Source organism: Desulfogranum japonicum DSM 18378, assembly GCF_000429945.1.
Lineage (GTDB): Bacteria > Desulfobacterota > Desulfobulbia > Desulfobulbales > Desulfobulbaceae > Desulfogranum > Desulfogranum japonicum.
Genome location: NZ_AUCV01000045.1, coordinates 33,254 through 52,151, shown reverse-complemented (window position 1 = coordinate 52,151; position 18,898 = coordinate 33,254). Strand labels below are relative to the sequence as shown.

Genomic DNA, 18,898 nt, shown 5'->3' with positions numbered 1-18,898 from the left:
CAAAAATATATCGAGGAGGATTTGCCGATTGGAAGCGGGATGGTTGAGGGAGCCGTTCGTAATGTAATCGGCGAACGGCTGGATTGTTCTGGGATGCGTTGGAAACCTGAACGAGCTGAAGCGTTGCTTCACCTGAGGTGTATCGAACTCAACGGCGATTGGGATCATTTTTATGACTGGGCATATGGCCAATGGGTCAAGCGAATGCAAAGCGAAGAAAGAAACATCCAGGTGAGATCAAGTAAACCGTTGGAACTACCAAAGGCTGCGTGAATTTTATGCTTTATGGGAGATCGGCTGCACCCCCAGCCTGCGCAGTATTTGCATTAAAAGCTACAAATAAACAGCATAAAATGAAATATTTCGTTATTATCTTCATTGTTTAAATCCAACGTACTTTTCAGAGGCCGCTGCTTTTTTACGGTTCGCTGCAAAAGGCTTGTTCGGCATATGTATACTTTCGTTGAAAGCACACCCACTCAGTTTCTAAAGCATCAGAAAACGTATTTTCTGTGTAAAGCTAAAAGACCTTTCTACATTAACTGTTACCCGTCTGTGCAGGCAATTTTCATCGTATCGAAATCTTTGCTCAAATAAAGAGCACATCGACTGAAGAAATCATACCCGACCACTCCCATTGGTTTGAACTGCTCTGGTAAAGACATTCGAATCAATTGCAGAGGAATTTTCTTTTCTCCACAATGCACATGACCACTCACCGCTTCACAAAGTCCACCTGGCAGATTAATCGTGCAAGGAGTAATTAAGTTTTTATCAATCTTTGCGGAAGACCTTACGATCGAAATACTGGCTGCACAATCCAATACAAAAGACCACTCGTTCCTGCCAATATGAGCAGATATGACGAGCCCTTCGTCCGCACGCTTGAATTGAAGATCCCGTGCAGAGTGGTAGAGCTTGTCGACGTCAATTGGGGCATCGCTCAACAATATCCTCTTCCGTGGAAAATCGATGACGAGTTCTTTTTGTTGAAGTACATCAAACCCAATGACGGGCAATTGGAATTGGGATTTTCCCAATCCCCAGTCAGACAAATGTTGCCCGGTGACATTGCTAAATAACATATCATTCATCTGCAATTCAGGAATCATGAACTCCGCATCTTCGCGGATTTTCCCAGCCAGGTCGACACTTTTTACTGTGCGGCCTGTCAATTTGACTCCGTGAATAGTATCAGCAATTCGTTTTGGCAAGTGTAGCCCTTTGGCGCCTGTATCCAAATAGAATTGTACATGGTGTTTGTCGAGTTCCATTTCTACTATGGGAAGGTTTGCACGGTCAAAAGATATGGGGATTTCCACTGTAGACGTTGATAAGCAATAGGCAGATATCGCTGACAAAATGAAGATGATGCATAGCAAGATCATTCGTAGATATATGAATTTCATAAATGAGATCCTCTTCACATAGTGTTTGCGAGATGAAATCATATGTACGCCGAATCATGAAGAAGAGCGGCATGTTACACCTGGCATGGGCAACTGTAACTCCCCTGTATGTAAAGTCTTTACTATCTTGATTACAGGAACATAAATACTAGTCGAAAGCAAGGACGATTAGCAGAATTATGGACAACAGTGTCAATATTCTGGACGCTGGTGTTAGCAGAATTCTGCGTTTTTGTATTTAATGTCCTTTAATATAATTACCGCAATTCATAAACGAGGGCGTATCGGTATCTATAACGGGCATGTTAGGGATATTGCATTATCAGGAAATACACTAAAGAGTCATAAAAGGATTGCGTTCAGGAGCTCAGAGCACAGGTGGTCTTGGCGTTTGGTTTTGATCTCATTGCTCTGTTGTTTTACTGTACTGAGTTTCGTCATTGGCTTGACCTTGAGACATGATGCAAGGTGATTTGCCGGCAGGCCACTCCTGTTCAGGGCCGTGACCACCATTGCCACGCTGCTCTCTTTCATGCTGGTTCCTTGTAACTGGTCACAGGGACTCTACGGCGTCTTCCAATGGTCGCTTACCTCTTTGTACGATCGCGGTTTCCCGCATAGATAGCTTGCCGAAGTCTTCGCTTACCCACGAAAAACCGCGTTTGCACAAATCTGAAGCACCTGTGGCCAGTTACGGCACCGCACGAATTGAAATATCAGTGTTGTTAGCCCCTTGATCAGGTATCTTTTTCAGCCTGTCTGGGCTCACAGTCCAAAATCGTTAGCCAGGGACGTCTTGTCTCGGTTGGTATTTTGGCGGTACTGATAGCTGATTATTGTATCATGCCTGTGCTGTTGAATCGCTTTTTGTCCTTTTCGGAGGAAATGAACATGAACCCGGAGGAAATAATGGCTGCCCTGCCTGATAAATACGGTATCGTCCCGTCTCAAAATGGCGAAACAAGTAATGTGAATGCGCCTTTTAGCAAAAAGTTCAATGTTTTTGCGCTATTTTATGATTTCATCCATGAACATTTTACACGACCATGTGTGCACAAAGCAGACCCCAGACGACATCGGGAAATTCTGGCTAACCTGATAGCACCGGTACAAGAGGCCACAGTTCTTGATGTTGCCTGCGGTACCGGATGTGCCATTGTCCATTTTCATGAAAGCAATGACTATACCGGGCTTGATATTGCCTATGGTATGCTGAAGCAGGCAGCTAAAAAGGGAAATAAGAAATCATTTAAATCCTTTCGGCTTATCCAGGGAAACGCCGAAAAATTGCTCTTTGAAGACGAATCCTTTGATTGTGTGCTGATGGATACCGCTATGCACATGATTCCGAACTATCAGGAGGCAATCATGGAAATATCGCGCGTTCTAGTGAAGGAAGGTACCTTTGTGTGCGGTACGCCTGCGGTTGGAATCCATCCGGAATTTGATACCACCTGGAAAAAGATGGCAGCCAAACATTCCCTCCATTCCCTTACTGTATCTGACATTGAAAATGCTTGTAAGCAGGCCGGAATTCGGTTTCGTCTGTGTGATACCAACGGCGGGATAGTGTATTTCCAGGCAGATAAAAGTCAGTAAGGTTTTTTTGCCGGTTTGGCGGAGGAGGGGGAAGGGATGGTTCCCAGATGATGGGCGATCAGCAGAGCACAGTGTTTTTGCACTGTAATAGCTTTGCAATTTACTCCACGACTTCAGATTTTTATATGTTATTTCTCAAAGATACGACGTGTTATTTGGTAAATACGTTGAAAACAGACGAGCTTTGATGTAATTTGTGTAGTTAGTTTGTTCTAAATAAATTGCATAAAACTTATTTTGGGTTAGACTTAGCCAACTCGATGTTTTTCCTTTTTCTAGGATTTGGCGCAACCTGCGCAATTTCAACATTTGCAATTACAACATACCGCCATGGAAATTGTTCATCCTGCACATTCACTATCTCAAGATACCCCTGAACAGCTTGTCTATAAGCTCCCCCAAAGGCTTGGTTGTGGCATTATACGGATTGATAATTTTTCTTCTGGATTGCGTTTGTTGTATATGGATATGAAGCCTCATAAGCCAATCACTCTCATCGGGAGAGTAGATGGTTGGAGTTTTGGTGTAGGTTTCAGTATCATAGGTCACTCACAGTCCCGTACCTCGGATTTCGCACCATCTGTATCGCTTGATCCTGGTATGAGCGGCCATTTTATTATTCCTGATTTTAAAGAGATAGAAGAGGATATTCTGTCACGGCACAAATTGAAAGTTTGTGTTCTCTTTGACACAAAAACGTTGCTGAACATGGCCAATGAAGACGAAGAAACCTTTCTACCCTTTCTGAAGGGGCTTCGTGAGCAGGTTTTTATGTCTAGTCAGGGGAAAATTCTGCCTCAGATGTCTCAGGCCGTAAATCAGCTTATTGCGTGCCCGTACTCCGGGAAAACCCGTGCCCTCTTTTTGGAGGGCAAAGCCATGGAACTACTGGCCCACAGGCTTGAGCAATTAAAGGGGGATGGAGCAAAGCGAAACGCACAGCCCCGAATCAAGACAATAGATGTTGAACGGATACATTATGCGGCGGAGCTTTTGGCCATCGCCCCTGCCGATCCTCCTGATATTTCCACTCTCGCAAGCAAGGTTGGCATGAGCAGAAGCAAACTCTATCAATGCTTTAAAATTGTTTATGGCCATTCCCCTTTGGATCATCTCCGACGTCATCGTTTACGAATAGCCAAGGATTTATTGCAGCAGGGAAGACATAATGTTACCGAAGCTGCCTATACCGTTGGGTATAATAATCTCGGTTATTTTGCAAAATTGTTTCTCGCCGAGTTCGGTATTCCTCCTCACAAAGTAATCTGATTCTTCTTCTTTTCATAGAAAACAGAATTGCACTCTCTGATAATTGGACAGTTGTGCCTGTATTCTGGACGCTGGTGTTAGCCATATTTTTTTCTTTAGTATTTAATGGGGTAATTTGGCCGATAGGCTAGTGTTACTTATTTAGACAAGGGAAATAAAATGAGAGTAAAGAGAATTTTTGTTTGTCTGGTCGCCACCGGGAGCTTTTTTGGGGCGGAGTTTATCCAGGCAGAAGAAACTACGGAAACCACCCTGGAACCCATTGTTGTAACTGCCCAAAAGCGCGAGGAAAGCATTCAGGAGGTATCAATGGGGATCAGCGCATTCACAGGCCAGATAGTTGAGGACGCACAAATTGAGTCCCTAAGCGATCTGGCAGATCTTGTCCCCGGCTTAATGGTATTTAATGAAGGCGGTCCCGGCATGAATACACCATCCCTGAGAGGGCTTCATGCGCCTTATGACACGCTGACGTTATCCACAGGACTTTTTATTGACGGTGTTCCGGTCCAGTCGGTTCTCGGATTTGAGAATACCTTTCTTGATATTGAACGGGTAGAAGTGCTCAGGGGCCCCCAGGGCACACTGTACGGAAAAAACACGGAGGCAGGTGTAATCAATATTATTACCAGGCAACCGGGCAATGATTTTCAAGGCAGCCTGTCCGCCAATATCGGTACATGGCTATCCAGTGAAAACGATGATAGTTTAACCCAGGCTTATACGGTAAAGCTCAGCGGCCCTATTCTGAAAGATAAGCTATTTATCGGGATTGCCGGAAAATTCAGCCAAAATGATGGCATCATAGAAAACACCTTCACCGGGGAGGCTGCCGATGACAGGGAGAAATGGTTCGGCAGAGCGCATCTTCGCTGGACACCCACAGGTCAAATGGACGTGTCCTTTATTGCAACACAGCTTCAATATAATAACGGCGCGGCGTTTATGAACATGGGAGAATATGGTGCCCAGCATTACAATCTGCCTGCCCCAGCCTATCGCAAAGTCTCTTCCAATTTACAGGGGGAGAACAACAGCTCAGATCAATCCCAATCCCTTAAAGTCGATTATGAGATCAACGATGCTTTTGCATTGACCTCTGTTACGTCGAGAAGAGTCTATAATGACGAGGCCGTCAGTGATTTTGATTTTACCAGTGCAACCTTGATGCATACAAAAAAAGACAGCAAGTTTACCACATTGTCCCAGGAACTGCGTTTAAGCTATGACAATGGCGGCGTGAAATGGCTTACAGGCATATATGGTGACAAAGATGAGGCAAATTGGAATATTAACATGGATTATGGCAGCATGACCAGTGTCACTGACAGGGACATCGATGGGAATACCTATGCTGTTTTTACCAACCTTACCTATCCATTATCACAACAGTTCAGCCTTGTGGGTGGATTACGCTACGAGTCGACAGAAAAGGAGCTTCAAGACCATGTCAGCACGAAGCAGGCCGATGATTCATGGGATGCCATAACACCCAAGCTTGCCCTTGAATACCGTCCGGTGCCCGAAACTATGACTTATCTGAGTGTATCTAAAGGGTACCGTTCAGGGGGATTCAATTTTCAAGCTACGGACTCAGCATACTATACCTTTGATGAAGAGCAACTCTGGTCCTATGAACTGGGGGTGAAAAATACCTTTTTTAATAACCGACTGATCGCGAACGCCAGTGTTTACCTGATGGATATTTCCGACATGCAGGTATCGGAAAATATTTCAGCAATATCATCATATGTAACCAACGCAGGCAAAGCAACCGGTAAAGGGGTTGAGTTGGAGTTGATGGCCAAGTTAACCAGCGGCCTGAGTGTGACGGCCGGTCTTGGTTATACCGACATTGAATTTGATGATTTCAAAGATGTCTCAGGAGATTACGAAGGAAATACAACTACGTATTCTCCTGAATATACTTTTAATATTGGTGGCCAGTATCGTTGGGAAAACGGCTTCTATGCCAGGGCTGATCTGATTGGTTATGGTGAAATGTATTTTGACAAGGCCAACAAATACAAACGGGATCCCTACCAGATTGTTAACGCTAAAATCGGATACGAGACAGAACATTTTGATCTTTATCTGTACGGCAAGAATATTCTTGACGAGGAATACGATTCCTACGGCTACTACAGCGGTTTTTACACCATTTATAGTAATCCAGGCGAGGTTGGTGTTCAGCTGACTTACCGATTTTAAATGTTTTGCATGAACTGTCTGAATCTTATGAGTGGGGGATCTGCTGGGATTGTCTGGATTGTCAAGTCCCTGTGGGCACCGTTGGTGGGCCGCTTCGGCATTAAGTGCGTGGCGCATTATCGAGGCTGGCTGCTATTGACCCAGACCGGCATGGTGACTGCTCAGGAAAGACATACTGTTACCGGAGCTGCCTATACGGTTGGGTATAATAATCTCGGTTATTTTGCAAAATTGTTTCTCGCCGAGTTCTGTATTCCTCCTCACAACGTAATCTGATTCTCCTTCTTTTCATAGAATGCAGGAGTGTACTCTCTAATAATTGGACAGTTGTGCCTGTATTCTGGACGCTGGTGTTAGCCATATTTTTTTCTTTAGTATTTAATGGGGTAATTTTGCTGATAGGCTAGTGCTATTTATTTAGACAAGGGTAATAAAATGAGAGTGAGAGAAATTTTTGTTTGCCTGGTCGCCACCGGGAGCTTTTTTGGGGTGGAGTTTATCCAGGCTGAAGAAACTACAGAAACCACCCTGGAACCCATTGTTGTAACTGCTCAGAAGCGGGAGGAAAGCATTCAGGATGTATCCATGGCGGTTATCGCATTCACGGGACAGGAGATTGAGGACGCAAAAATTGAATCTTTGTCTGATTTGGCGGATTATTCTCCTGGTTTAATGCTGTTTAGCCACGGCTCTGCCGGTATGAATACCCCATCTTTAAGAGGAATTCATGCACCCTTTGAAACCCTCACGCTTTCCACGGGACTTTTCATAGACGGTGTTCCGTTCCAGTCATTGGCCGGGTTTGAGAGTACATTTGTTGACATTGAACGGGTGGAGGTACTCAGGGGGCCGCAGGGTACCCTGTACGGGAAAAACACCGAAGCAGGTGTAATCAACATTATTACCCGCCAACCGGACAATGATTTTAGAGGCAGCGTGTCCGCCGATATCGGTACATGGCTCTCTTCAGAGAATGATGACAGCTTGACGCAAACGTATACTGTCAAGATCAGTGGTCCTCTTCAGAAAGACAAACTCTTTTTGGGAATTGCCGGAAAATTTACTCAGCAAGACGGTATTGTCAAAAATACGGTAACCGACGATGCTGCCGATGACAGGGAAGACTGGTTTGGCAGGGCCCATCTGCGCTGGATCCCCACAGATCAATTGGACATCTCTCTTATTGCAACACAACTCCAAAATGACCATGACGGGGCACGTGAAAACCTGGGGGAATATGCAGCATTTTTATATGGTGTGCCTTTGCCCGATTATCGCAAGGTAACTTCCAATTTAGAGGGGGAAAACACAAGCTCAGATCAAACGCAAGCCCTTAAAGTCAATTATGAAATTAACGACGCCTTTGTATTGACATCTGTTACGTCGAGAAGAGTCTATGATGATGAGGCTATCAGTGATTTTGATTTCACCAGCGCAACCTTGTCTCATATGTATAAAGACAATCAATACTCTACACTGTCTCAGGAACTGCGCTTGAGCTATGAAAATGACGGCATCAGGTGGATTGCAGGCATATATGGCGATAAGGATGAGGCAAATTTTGATTTTAAGTCGGTTTCCGGGAGCACGCCCAGTGTTACTGACAGGGATATTGATGGAAACACCTATGCTGTTTTTACCAATCTTACTTATCCCCTGTCCCAACAATTCAGTCTTGTCGGCGGGTTGCGCTACGAGACAACCCAAAAGGACTTTGAAGATCATATCAACGCAAGGCAGTCCGATGATTCATGGGATGCCATAACTCCCAAACTTGCCCTGGAATACCGTCCGTTGCCCGAAGTTATGACGTACCTGAGCGTATCCAAAGGATATCGTTCCGGTGGATATAATTTTCAAGCCACGGATTCAGCGTATTACACCTTTGATGAAGAGGAACTCTGGTCCTATGAAATAGGGGTGAAAAACACCTTTTTTGATAACCGGTTGATCGCGAACGCCAGTGTTTACCTGATGGATATTTCCGACATGCAGGTGTCGGAAACTATTTCATCGGCATCATCGTATGTAACCAACGCAGCCGAAGCAACCGGTAAAGGGGTTGAGTTGGAATTGACGGGCAGGATAACCCGTGGCCTGAGCGTGACGGCCGGTTTCGGTTATACCAACTTTGAATTTGATGATTTTAACGATGCCTCAGGGGATTATGCAGGAAATAAAACGACGTATTCGCCTGAATATACCTTTAATATTGGTGGCCAGTATCGTTGGGAAAACGGTTTCTATGCCAGGGCTGATCTGATTGGTTATGGTGAAATGTATTTTGACAAGGCCAACAAATACAAACGGGATCCCTACCAGATTGTTAACGCCAAAATCGGATATGAGACAGAACATTTTGATCTTTATCTGTACGGCAAGAATATATTTGACGAGGAATACGATTCCTATGGCTACTACAGCGGTTTTTACACCATTTACAGTAATCCCGGCGAGGTTGGTTTTCAGCTAAATTACCGATTTTAGTTGTTTTGTGTGAGCTGCCTTAAAAATATAAAAGTCTGACTTTAGGGTCGCGGAAAAGAATAAATATCCAAAAATTGCGTAGGATATCGGTTTGGTAATGTTGTTGTCTCAATGGTTCCATACTGGCCGTATTGAGCCATTGAGGCGACGACTTTACCGAATTGAGAGACAAGCAAGATTGAATAATTCATTTTTTCCGTGACCCTTATATGGGGTTCCCTTTGACACCTGGTGAGAATATACAAACTGGAATACAGGCGATGTCGGGAGTAAAACATAATCCGACTGATGATGTTTATACGGGGATACCGGTAGCAGAACACGCTCAACGCAAACCACTGAGCACCTGGCTGCTGCTGGCAAGCCTGTACATGACCCAGTTTATGGGGGTCAGTTTTTTCATGATCGCGCTGGTGGTGATCATGCGGCGGCAGGGAATGCCGCTTGAGCAATTGGGGGGGATATATCTTCTGGGAATGTTCTGGGTTGTCAAGTTTCTGTGGGCTCCCCTGGTGGACCGCTTTGGCATAAAGCGGATGGGCCATTACCGGGGCTGGCTGCTGTTGACCCAGACCGGCATGGTGCTGAGTCTGGTCGTTATCAGCTTTCTGGACATTGCAACGCAGTTTGGGACGGTCCTGGCTGGATGCATGGTGCTGGCCTTTTTCTCCTCTACCCAGGACATTGCCGCAGACGGGCTGGCCTGCCGTCTGCTGTCCAGAAAAGAACGGGGACTTGGCAGTGGGATTCAATTTGCCGGCGGGATGGTTGGCAATATACTTGGTGGGGGTGTCGTCCTGATGGCATATCCCCATATCGGTTGGAAAGGTAGTATGCTGGTGATGGCATCCTGCACCCTGGTCTGCTGGGTACAGGTGCTCTGTTTCCGGGAAACAACCTGTAAAACCGACACACTGAACACCTCCTTGTCGCTGAAAAGACTTTTAACCTTCTGGAAAGTTCCGGGACACGGAAAATGGCTGTTGTTATTACTGGTCTATCCTGCGGGATGCGGCATTGCCTACGCCATATCAGCACCCATGATGCTTGATCTTGGCTGGTCCATGGAGCACATTGGCCTGGTTTTAAACATTTTGGGGTCTGCCGTCGCTGCCCTGTCTTCACTTTGTACAAGCCGGCTGCTTCGCTGGCGGAGCCGTTCCTCTGTGCTGATCACTGTTGCTGCGGCCCAGGTGATTGCTCTGCCAATGCTGGCACTGCCCCTTGTCGGCCCCCGAGGGGCTTGGACCATGTGTTGTGCGGTGATGGCCCCTTTTATTGTCCATGGAGCTTTCATAACCTTGATGAGCACAATGATGATGGATCGTGCTGCAAAGAGCAGTCCTGCCACCGATTTTACCCTCCAGTTCAGTGTTTACTCACTTGTAAGGATTGCAACAGCATCGGGTGCTGTGGCTTTAGCCGGTTTGGCCGGATACCTTGCCGTAGTGCTTATGGCATGGCTTGTTGCATGTCTGGCACTTTTACTTTCACTTTGTTTTAACCCCTCACTGACCGAGGGAAACAAAAAGGCGGTTACCCCTGTTTTTATGCAGGATAAACTACAGGAAACAGCCAGAGGAATGTGATGGAAAAAATACTACAGAAACCAACCGGGATACTCCGCTTTGCCCGGCCTTACCGGAGAACATTCATTCTCTGTGTCTTTGAACTTCTTTTAAGCGGCGCGGCAAATATTGCAGTTTATCTTGTCGTGGCTGATATCTTTACAAAAATATTTGCCCACTCTTCTTTAACCTCAGCGTATATATCTTTTGCAGCGCTGCTTGTTGTGACTTTTTTGCTGCTGAAAAACGCGCTGGAATATATGGGGCTCAATCATTCTCACATTGTGGCCTTCAACATCCTGGCTGATTTAAGACAGGCCCTTGCCCAAAAGCTTTTAAAAATACCCATGGGCAATGTTCGTAAAAGAGGACATGGGGATATTAAGAAAATTTTTGTGGATAATGTGGAAGAAATGGAAATGCTTCTTGCCCACATGATTCCCGAGGGCATTGGCAACTTTGCATCGCTGGCAGTGGCCTTTGCTGTCCTTTTGGCAGTCAGTTTTAAAATGACTTTGGCAGTGCTTGGCGTGGTCATCATCGGCATGGCCGCCTTTATGCTCATGTTTATGCAAGGGGTTAAAAAGCTTAAAGCCTACTATGCCTCTTCAAGAAACATGAACAACAACATTATTGACTATATCAACGGCATGGAGGTGATCAAGGTGTTCAACCAGACCGCCTCCTCCTACAAAAAATATGGCGATTCAGTCACTGATTTCAAAGTCTATACGGCGGACTGGGCAAAATCATCGTGGAAGTACACGGCTGTTTACAAGGCTATCATGACCTCTCCCCTATTATTTTCCCTGCCTTTAGGGTTGAACCTTTATATGAATGGCCAGTTAAGCATCGGCGCGCTGGTTCTTTGCGTCATGCTGGCTTTGAGCATGGGCGTCCCGCTTCTCAGGTTAATGGCCTTTGCCCCGTCTGTCGCCATGTTGCTTGAAAAATCTTCACACATCACGGCAGTTCTCAAGGAAGAGGAACTGCAGCAGAGCAGTAGCCCGGAACTGCCGGAACACTATGATATTGATATTGCCAATCTCTCTTTTGCCTATATCGACAACAATGTCCTGGAGGATATCAATCTCTCATTTTCCCAAAACAGCCTAACCGCACTTGTGGGGGAATCTGGTGCCGGGAAAAGCACCCTGGCCATGCTTGTGATGCGCTTCTGGGAATATCAGGCCGGGGAAATAAAAATTGGCGGGATCGCCCTTAAAGATATTTCCTTTGACCATTTGATGCAGTGCATCAGCTATGTGTCCCAGGATAACTTTTTGTTTCAAATGTCCATTGAAGAGAACATCCGCCTGGGCAAGCCCAACGCCACCAGGGATGAGATCATCAAGGCGGCAAAAGCAGCGTGTTGCCATGATTTTATAATGGAGGCGCCCAAGGGCTATGATACCGTTGTCACCGCTTCCGGTGCCACGCTGTCGGGCGGGGAACGGCAAAGAATAACCATTGCCCGGGCCATTATTAAAGATGCCCCCATTGTTATCCTGGACGAGGCGACCTCCTTTACCGATCCTGAAAATGAGGACAAGCTCCAGTCTGCCTTAAATGAATTAATCTGCGGGAAAACCGTTATTGTTATTGCCCATCGTTTATCCACCATTGTCCATGCAGATCAGATTGTGGTGCTGGACAAAGGCAAAGTGCACACAACAGGAACACACCGGGAACTGGTGGAAACCAGCCCGATTTATCAACAACTGTGGGATGCCCATAATAATATTGCCGGGTGGAGTATCGCCGTTGGAGGAGAGATCTGATGATCGATTATTACAAGCACATCATGGCCTTTCTGGGCAAGGATAAAAAACGGGTTCAACTGGGAATTGTACTGGCCTTTTTTGAAAGCATTTTCGCAAATATTCCGGTGGCCATGCTTTTATATGCTTTTGCCAAGCTTGCGGGAGGAACATTCATTCCAAGCGATATTACTACCGTTTTTGTCGTGATGCTGGTGGCGGTTCTTGTGAGAGTGGTACTGGCCTGGGTCATTGACAACTGCATGTATCTTTCCATTTACAATGCATGTGAAAGAGAGCGGCTGAGCATTGGTGACCGGTTTCGTTATTTTCCCATGGGATTTTTTACCAAGGGAAACCTTGGCAGGGTTGCTGCGATCATTTCCATTGATCTTACCTTTGTTGAGGAAAAATCCGTACGCGATCTGGATATCATGATCAATGCAGTAGCCATGACAACCATCGGCTGCACCATGCTCTGTATTGCCGATATCCGCATTGGTCTGATTGCCGTTGTGGTGTCGGTGTCAGCCATTTTTCTTTCCAAATGGATAGAGAGTGCCTGCCGGACGGAAGCTGTTCTCAGGCAGGAGCAGCAGGGCAAACTCACAGAAGCCATACTGGAATACGCCATGGGCATTTCGGTGATCAAGGCCTTTAATCTTGCCGGTGATAAAGCGGCAACCCTGAAAAATGAAATCCAGGAAACAAAAGAGGGCAGTATCCGTTTTGAAAAACGGTTCATCCCGCCAGCCTTTGTCTACAAAGCCGCCTTTTGTACGGCAACGGCACTGATGGTGTGGACAAGCCTGATCCTGTACAAACAGGGAAAACTCGGCATTGAGTTTGCCCTGATTTTTGTGATCTTTGCCCTTTATGTGTTTCTGCCGGCCATCAATCTGGGGGGAGCCATTGTTACCTTTTTAGTGGGAAAGGCCGGGCTCAACCGCTACGAAGAATTGCAAAATCACCCTTTGATGGGAGTGAACGGCCAGGAAACAAAACTCGCTAACCATGAAATACAATTTCATGATGTCAGCTTTTCCTATGGTGATAACGCTGAGGATACAATGGTGCTCAAGGATGTCAGCTTTACAGCAAAACCTGGCACCATGACAGCTCTTGCTGGCCAGTCCGGTTCCGGGAAAACCACCATTGCCAATCTCATTGTCAGATTCTGGGATCCAAAGCGGGGAAGCATCACTTTAGGTGGTACAGACATCATGGATATGACCAGCGATTGCCTGCTCAGCAATATCAGCATGGTGTTCCAGAGGGTTTATCTGTTCAATGACACCATAAAAAACAATATCCGCTTTGGAAAGCCAGATGCCACAGACGAGGAGATCATGGCCGCAGCTAGTCAGGCCCGGTGCCATGAGTTTATCAGCGCGCTGCCAGATGGGTATGATACCATGGTCACTGAATCGGGAAGCTCTCTTTCCGGCGGTGAAAAACAACGAATTTCCATTGCCCGAGCCATCCTCAAAGACGCCCCCATTGTCCTTTTGGACGAAGCCACGGCAAGCATTGACCCTGACAATGAAAAATATATCCAGGAGGCCATTTCAGAACTGGTTAAAAACAAGACACTGATTGTCATTGCCCATCGGCTGTCCACAATTCGGCGGGCGGACCAGATTCTGGTCATAGACAAGGGACGGATAGTTGAAACCGGTAAACATGAAGACCTGCTTGAACAACAGGGTATTTATCATCAATTATGGACAAAACGAATGACTGCCCGCAGTTGGCAGATGAGATCAGGAAACGATGAGGAGGTATTGGGTGGGGCTTAAATGAGAACCTCCGGCGGCTGTTTGCCGCAAACTGCTCAGGAAGCACCATTGTGTTAGACGTTGTAACAACCAGGGACAATTAACATCAGATTTAGAGTTACGGAAAAAAATATCCAATCTTGCTTGTCTCTCAACTCGGTAACGTCGTAGCGTCAATGGTTCAATACGGCCAGTATGCGGCAAATCGTGATCCGTGATCGGTAAAAGATGAAGTGTCTGTGATCAGTTAGGTTGTCGTTGGCCTGGGCGTTGAATGGAATATTTTCATCTGTTTGTCTCTGCTTTATGTGTTTTGTTTTATAAAGCCGGGTGAAATTTCTTTGAGCGTATGTTTTTAGAGGTGTCAAACTTTTTAAGCTGTGGCATATATTCGTTTCGTGTTCTATTTGCCTGTAATATTTTTAAGAATTAAGTGTCATTGTCATGGACGCTGGTGTTAGTGAAAATTCTTTTAATGGTATTACGTGGCTCTTGTATTGAAATGACGGTGTGATGACTGGTGGGGGCATGTGGGAGGAGTGGCTTGACAGCAACCATCTTTGGTGATTGCCCAGCGGCAGGGGGCAATCACATGATTATAGACGTTGAGATTGTAATTAACCTGTTTAGAGATGTTGCTGCGCGGGAATTTGTTCTTAGCCGGTTGATGTATAGTTTATCTCAAATATCCAAGGCTTATACTATCAAGGTCGTTTTTGAAAAAGAAGAGGTGAAAGGGTGACAAGTAATCAATCAGCTAAATCCGGCCAGGTTGTGCAGTGGGGGCTGGCGTTGGTGCTGTGTATGGCAATTCTGGTCGTGGCGCAAGCATCTTGGGCAACCAGTGCGACTGAGGTGAAAAAGGTTTCAGAAAAAGCGGTTGAGGTGGGGATTGCATCCCAGCACATTCATGAATCCTGGATAGAGGAAGAGCATCGGCTTTTGGGAGAGATTGAGGATCTGGAGAACCTGCTGGATCATATCCAGTGGCAGCGAAAGAAACTTGAAATCTATAAAGGTGATCTGGAACACAAGATAATTGCACTGAAGGAAAAGACAAAGGCCATGGAAGCCGTCAATTTGAAATTGCTGCCGATTCTGGAGAAAAACCTGGCAAAACTGCAGGAGAGTCTTGATGTTGATCTCCCCTGTAACATGACAGAGCGTCGTAAATCCATTCACCATGCCAGCCTGGTGCTCAATGACTATGACATGGGCCTACTTGATAAGGCCAGGGCAGTACTTGATGCAGTGGCCAGGGAAGTTGATCTTGGTCACCGTGTGCAGGTATTTGAAAATGAGATTGAGATCGGTGGGCAAGGCCGCAGGGTCAAGATACTTCAAGTGGGACGTGTGGGTCTCTATGCCATGACCCTTGACAGTGAAATGGCCTACCATTGGCAAGGGAGCAGTTCGGGATGGCAGATCATGGAGAATGATACTTCCTCCATTCGTGATGCCATTGAGATGGCAGAGGGCATTCGCCTGGTGGGTTTAAGTAAATTGCCTGTTACCCGGCCTGAAACACAAAAGTAGAGGGGATTGCTGCACAATGAATACTATAAGAAACATCTTTTTTGCAGCTTTCTGCCTGCTCGTGTCCTGGACGACCAGTGTCCTGGCCCAGGATATCAACAGTGCTTCCAGGGAAGTGCATAAACGACATGATCGGGCGGTATCAGAGCAGCGGCAACAACGTTCCGATATTGAAAAAAAACGTCAGTACTTACTGCAGAAAATTGCTCAGCTCAAAGGCACCGTAACAGCAGAACAGGAAAAACTGACCACAGACAAAACTGTCGTAAAATCCCTTGCCGATGAACGGGATAAGCTCCAGCATGAGATTGCCACCAGACTGGCCAGCAAGGAAGAACTGGATAATATCTTTCTTGATCATATCCGCAACTTCCTTTCCATTTCTGAAAAATCTCCATATTCCAGCCAGCAGCCGCAGCGAATGGAGAGCTTGAATGACTATCTGACCGGGAAACGGATCGCTGATCTTGATGACATGAAAGGCCTGTTCTCCATGTATTTCGATGATATTGATGTTGGAAAACATAATGTCCGCTACCAGGGCTCAATACTTGATCGAAGCGGTGAGGATAGAAATGCCGATATCATCAGGCTTGGTCATATGGGGGCATTGTTTAGCGACGGTAACAGCAATGGTTTTCTTACCTTCAGCCCTGGCTCCAATCGTCTGCTTATGAGTGGTGATCCGGGGTATTTTCTCTCAAGGAACATCACTGCTTTTTATGACGGGAAGCAGGACATTACTCCCCTGGATATTTCCGGTGGAGTTGCCATCAGCAAACTGTCCAGGAAAGAAACGCTGGAAGAGCGGCTGAGAAGTGGTGGGGTATTGGTCATCCCGATTCTTCTGGTTGGGCTTGCAGCAATAATCATTGCTCTTGAGCGGGTCTTTTTTCTCTCCAAGGTTCGTTCCAATACCGATGCCCTGATGACCAAAGTAACGAAACTGGTTTTCCAGGGGAACTTTGATGCAGCCCTGGAAACGACGCAACCGCACAAGAGCAGGCCCACCGGTAAGGTCCTCATGGCCGGACTTGAGCATAAAAACGAGAAGCAGGAGGTGATTGAAAGTGTCATCTCCGAGGCGATTCTGACGCAAATCCCCAGGCTTGAGCGTTTTATAGGGGCTCTCAAAGTACTGGCAGCTGTGGCCCCACTGCTGGGGCTGCTCGGAACCGTTACCGGCATGATTAACACTTTTCAGGTCATCACCACCCACGGTACCGGTGATCCCCGGCTCATGGCAGGTGGTATCTCAGAAGCCATGGTAACAACCCAGGTTGGTCTTGCCGTGGCAATCCCCATTATGATGGTGGCTTCTTTTCTTGGCGGCAGGGTTAAGAATCTGGCCCGGGATATGGAGGAAAAAGGTATCGCTCTGATGGGTGCAATTTTAAAGCATAATGGTGCGCAGGCATAAGTCATGGAGATATTAGAAAATCTTTGGATGCTGATCGAGGTTGGCGGGCCTGTAATGATCCCCATTTTTCTCGTTTCTGGCTGGCTCTGGGGCCTGATCGCCTTGAAAGCGGATTGGGTCTGGCGAACAGGTCGGGATCAGATCAGTCTTTCTGATGCCATGATTTGCCTGAAATCAGGGCAAGTAAGTCCCTCAAACAGCCCTCGAGCCTTGGCCATAAATCATTTCATGACCACCGACAATGGCACTCGCTGCCAGAATAAGGATGCTGACAAGTTGTTGTTTGATGCTGCGATCAGGAAACAGGCTGGTGCTATCCAGAAATATATTCCAACCATTATTATCCTGGCAGCCGTTGCCCCGCTTTTAGGTCTGTTTGGTACGGTGTCCGGAATGGTGGAGACCTTCAAGGTTATCGGCATGTACGGCATGGGAAACGCCCAGGCTATGGCATCAGGCATTAAGGAGGCCATGATTACCACCCAGGCCGGGCTGCTGGTTGCCATACCTGGAATTTTTATCGGTCAGGTGTTGAAAAAAAAGGCCAACAATATCCAGCAAGACCTTCTCGTTTTTCAACGGGGTATTGTCCAATGGCTGGACAAGGAGTGTGAACTATGAACAGACTTGGATCTTTAAGGGGATCTTATGGTTTGGATTCCGATCGAAGCGATATTGAAATTGACATGATGCCACTGATCGACATGATTTTTATTCTGTTGATTTTCTTTTTGGTGACCGCGAGTTTTGTTAAGGAATCCGGAATTGAGGTCAATCGTCCTGAAGCAGCCTCTGCTGAAATGAAGGAGGCCACAGGCATGATCATTGGTATCACCCCGGAAGGCTATGTGTTCATTGATCGAAACCAGGTGGAGCTCAGGCGGGTTCGAGGGCTGGTGGAAATATTCTTAACTGAAAACAGTGACGGAGGTGTAATCATTGACGCCGATGGTGAATGCCCTACGTCAAAATTGATTGCCGTTCTGGATCAGTGTCGTTTAGCAGGTGCAGAAAATATTGCTGTTTCAGCCAGTAAGCCAAAGGGATGATATGAACGGGTTGTTGTTGAGAAACTTTTTCTTGTCTGTGACCGGCTTTGCTGCTGGTCTCTTCATTTTGGCACTTGCTCCCACACTGCTGCGGCAAGCCTCTTTTGATGGCGAACATGTCCAGTTGGACAAGATACGGCTTATCGCCATGCAGGAAGAAGAACTTCTGGAAAGCGATGAAATGGAAGAGGAGCCGGAGCCGCCGCCAGAGCCTGATAAACCGGAACCACCTGAAATGGAGATGCCGGAAATAGACATGCCGGAAATTGAAGTTCCGCAGACTTCGTATGAATCGACAGGAGCGGCCTTTGGCAGCATGGTGCAGATACCAAGCTTAACCGATCTTGGAGTTAAAGGAATAAAAATTTCTGCTCAACAGTTTAACCAAACCCTGAAGAAAGGGTCAATGCCGGCTTTGCCCAAACATGGGCCGCCTCGTACCAGATTCAATTCCGATGAGGTGGATAAGATGCCTCAGGCTGTGGCCACCCCTCAGCCCATGTATCCCTATAGAGCCAAACGACAGGGATTTGAAGGATCTGTTCATATACGATTTCTGGTGAATAAATCCGGCAGAACTGATCTCTTCAAAGTCATTGCAGCAAAGCCTCCAGGAGAGTTTGAGCAGGCAGTGGAAAAGACGGTGAAGAGCTGGAAGTTTAAGCCGGCAATCAAAAATGGCAGTGTGGTGGAGGCCTGGGTTGAAACCGTTATTGAATTTAAACTGGATTAGCTCGCACCTCTCATCAACATTTTGTTTCGATTAAGGGGGCACGGAAACAATAAATTATCCAATCTTGCTTGTCTCTCAA

The 18,898-nt window shown here is 46.4% G+C and carries 15 protein-coding genes and 1 pseudogene; 15 read left to right on the top strand and 1 reads right to left on the bottom strand.

The window, feature by feature from the left end:
• A pseudogene (locus G493_RS0118155) lies at nt 1-273 on the top strand (hypothetical protein); the annotation flags it as partial.
• 272 nt (nt 274-545) lie between these two features.
• Here the strand turns inward: G493_RS0118155 and G493_RS0118150 are convergent.
• On the bottom strand, nt 546-1,274 hold the full coding sequence (locus G493_RS0118150; RefSeq protein WP_153306580.1) for a hypothetical protein: 729 nt from the start codon (nt 1,272-1,274) through the stop codon (nt 546-548).
• A 1,026-nt stretch (nt 1,275-2,300) separates the two neighbouring features.
• On the opposite strand from G493_RS0118150, the gene G493_RS32470 reads away from it, so the two are divergent.
• The 14 genes from G493_RS32470 (at nt 2,301) to G493_RS32460 (ending at nt 18,819) form a co-directional block, all read left to right on the top strand.
• The gene (locus G493_RS32470; protein WP_028581549.1) at nt 2,301-3,008 is read left to right on the top strand and encodes a class I SAM-dependent methyltransferase; all 708 of its coding nucleotides are present in this window, start codon (nt 2,301-2,303) and stop codon (nt 3,006-3,008) included.
• Nucleotides 3,009-3,338: 330 nt separating this feature from the next.
• Nucleotides 3,339-4,277: a helix-turn-helix transcriptional regulator gene (locus G493_RS32465; protein WP_051309493.1), complete on the top strand. Its 939-nt coding sequence runs from the start codon at nt 3,339-3,341 to the stop codon at nt 4,275-4,277.
• Between the two features lie 159 nt (nt 4,278-4,436).
• Complete coding sequence (locus G493_RS29965) at nt 4,437-6,488, top strand: TonB-dependent receptor (RefSeq protein ID WP_084813641.1); 2,052 nt, start codon at nt 4,437-4,439, stop codon at nt 6,486-6,488.
• 27 nt (nt 6,489-6,515) lie between these two features.
• The gene (locus G493_RS0118125; RefSeq protein ID WP_153306578.1) at nt 6,516-6,764 is read left to right on the top strand and encodes a hypothetical protein; all 249 of its coding nucleotides are present in this window, start codon (nt 6,516-6,518) and stop codon (nt 6,762-6,764) included.
• A gap of 159 nt (nt 6,765-6,923) precedes the next feature.
• Nucleotides 6,924-8,975, top strand: a complete 2,052-nt coding sequence (locus tag G493_RS29960) for a TonB-dependent receptor (protein WP_084813640.1) — start codon at nt 6,924-6,926, stop codon at nt 8,973-8,975.
• 260 nt (nt 8,976-9,235) lie between these two features.
• Nucleotides 9,236-10,564 carry an MFS transporter gene (locus G493_RS29955; RefSeq protein ID WP_161629852.1) on the top strand — a complete coding sequence of 443 codons (1,329 nt, stop codon included), beginning with the start codon at nt 9,236-9,238 and terminating at the stop codon, nt 10,562-10,564.
• Nucleotides 10,564-12,324, top strand: a complete 1,761-nt coding sequence (locus G493_RS0118110; protein WP_035275056.1) for an ABC transporter ATP-binding protein — start codon at nt 10,564-10,566, stop codon at nt 12,322-12,324. Before G493_RS29955 ends, G493_RS0118110 begins: the two co-directional genes overlap by 1 nt.
• Nucleotides 12,324-14,102, top strand: a complete 1,779-nt coding sequence (locus G493_RS29950) for an ABC transporter ATP-binding protein (RefSeq protein ID WP_035275055.1) — start codon at nt 12,324-12,326, stop codon at nt 14,100-14,102. The genes G493_RS0118110 and G493_RS29950 overlap by 1 nt, the downstream gene beginning before the upstream one ends.
• A gap of 523 nt (nt 14,103-14,625) precedes the next feature.
• The gene (locus G493_RS33500) at nt 14,626-14,823 is read left to right on the top strand and encodes a hypothetical protein (protein WP_153306577.1); all 198 of its coding nucleotides are present in this window, start codon (nt 14,626-14,628) and stop codon (nt 14,821-14,823) included.
• On the top strand, nt 14,820-15,617 hold the full coding sequence (locus tag G493_RS0118095; protein ID WP_028581546.1) for a DUF3450 domain-containing protein: 798 nt from the start codon (nt 14,820-14,822) through the stop codon (nt 15,615-15,617). The genes G493_RS33500 and G493_RS0118095 overlap by 4 nt, the downstream gene beginning before the upstream one ends.
• A 16-nt stretch (nt 15,618-15,633) precedes the next feature.
• Nucleotides 15,634-17,037, top strand: a complete 1,404-nt coding sequence (locus tag G493_RS29945; protein ID WP_051309489.1) for a DUF3450 family protein — start codon at nt 15,634-15,636, stop codon at nt 17,035-17,037.
• Between the two features lie 3 nt (nt 17,038-17,040).
• On the top strand, nt 17,041-17,658 hold the full coding sequence (locus G493_RS0118085; protein WP_028581545.1) for a MotA/TolQ/ExbB proton channel family protein: 618 nt from the start codon (nt 17,041-17,043) through the stop codon (nt 17,656-17,658).
• The gene (locus G493_RS0118080) at nt 17,655-18,086 is read left to right on the top strand and encodes an ExbD/TolR family protein (protein WP_028581544.1); all 432 of its coding nucleotides are present in this window, start codon (nt 17,655-17,657) and stop codon (nt 18,084-18,086) included. The genes G493_RS0118085 and G493_RS0118080 overlap by 4 nt, the downstream gene beginning before the upstream one ends.
• A gap of 1 nt (nt 18,087) precedes the next feature.
• Nucleotides 18,088-18,819 (top strand): energy transducer TonB, encoded by a 732-nt coding sequence (locus G493_RS32460; protein ID WP_028581543.1) that lies wholly within the window; start codon nt 18,088-18,090, stop codon nt 18,817-18,819.
• Nucleotides 18,820-18,898: the final 79 nt, after the last annotated feature.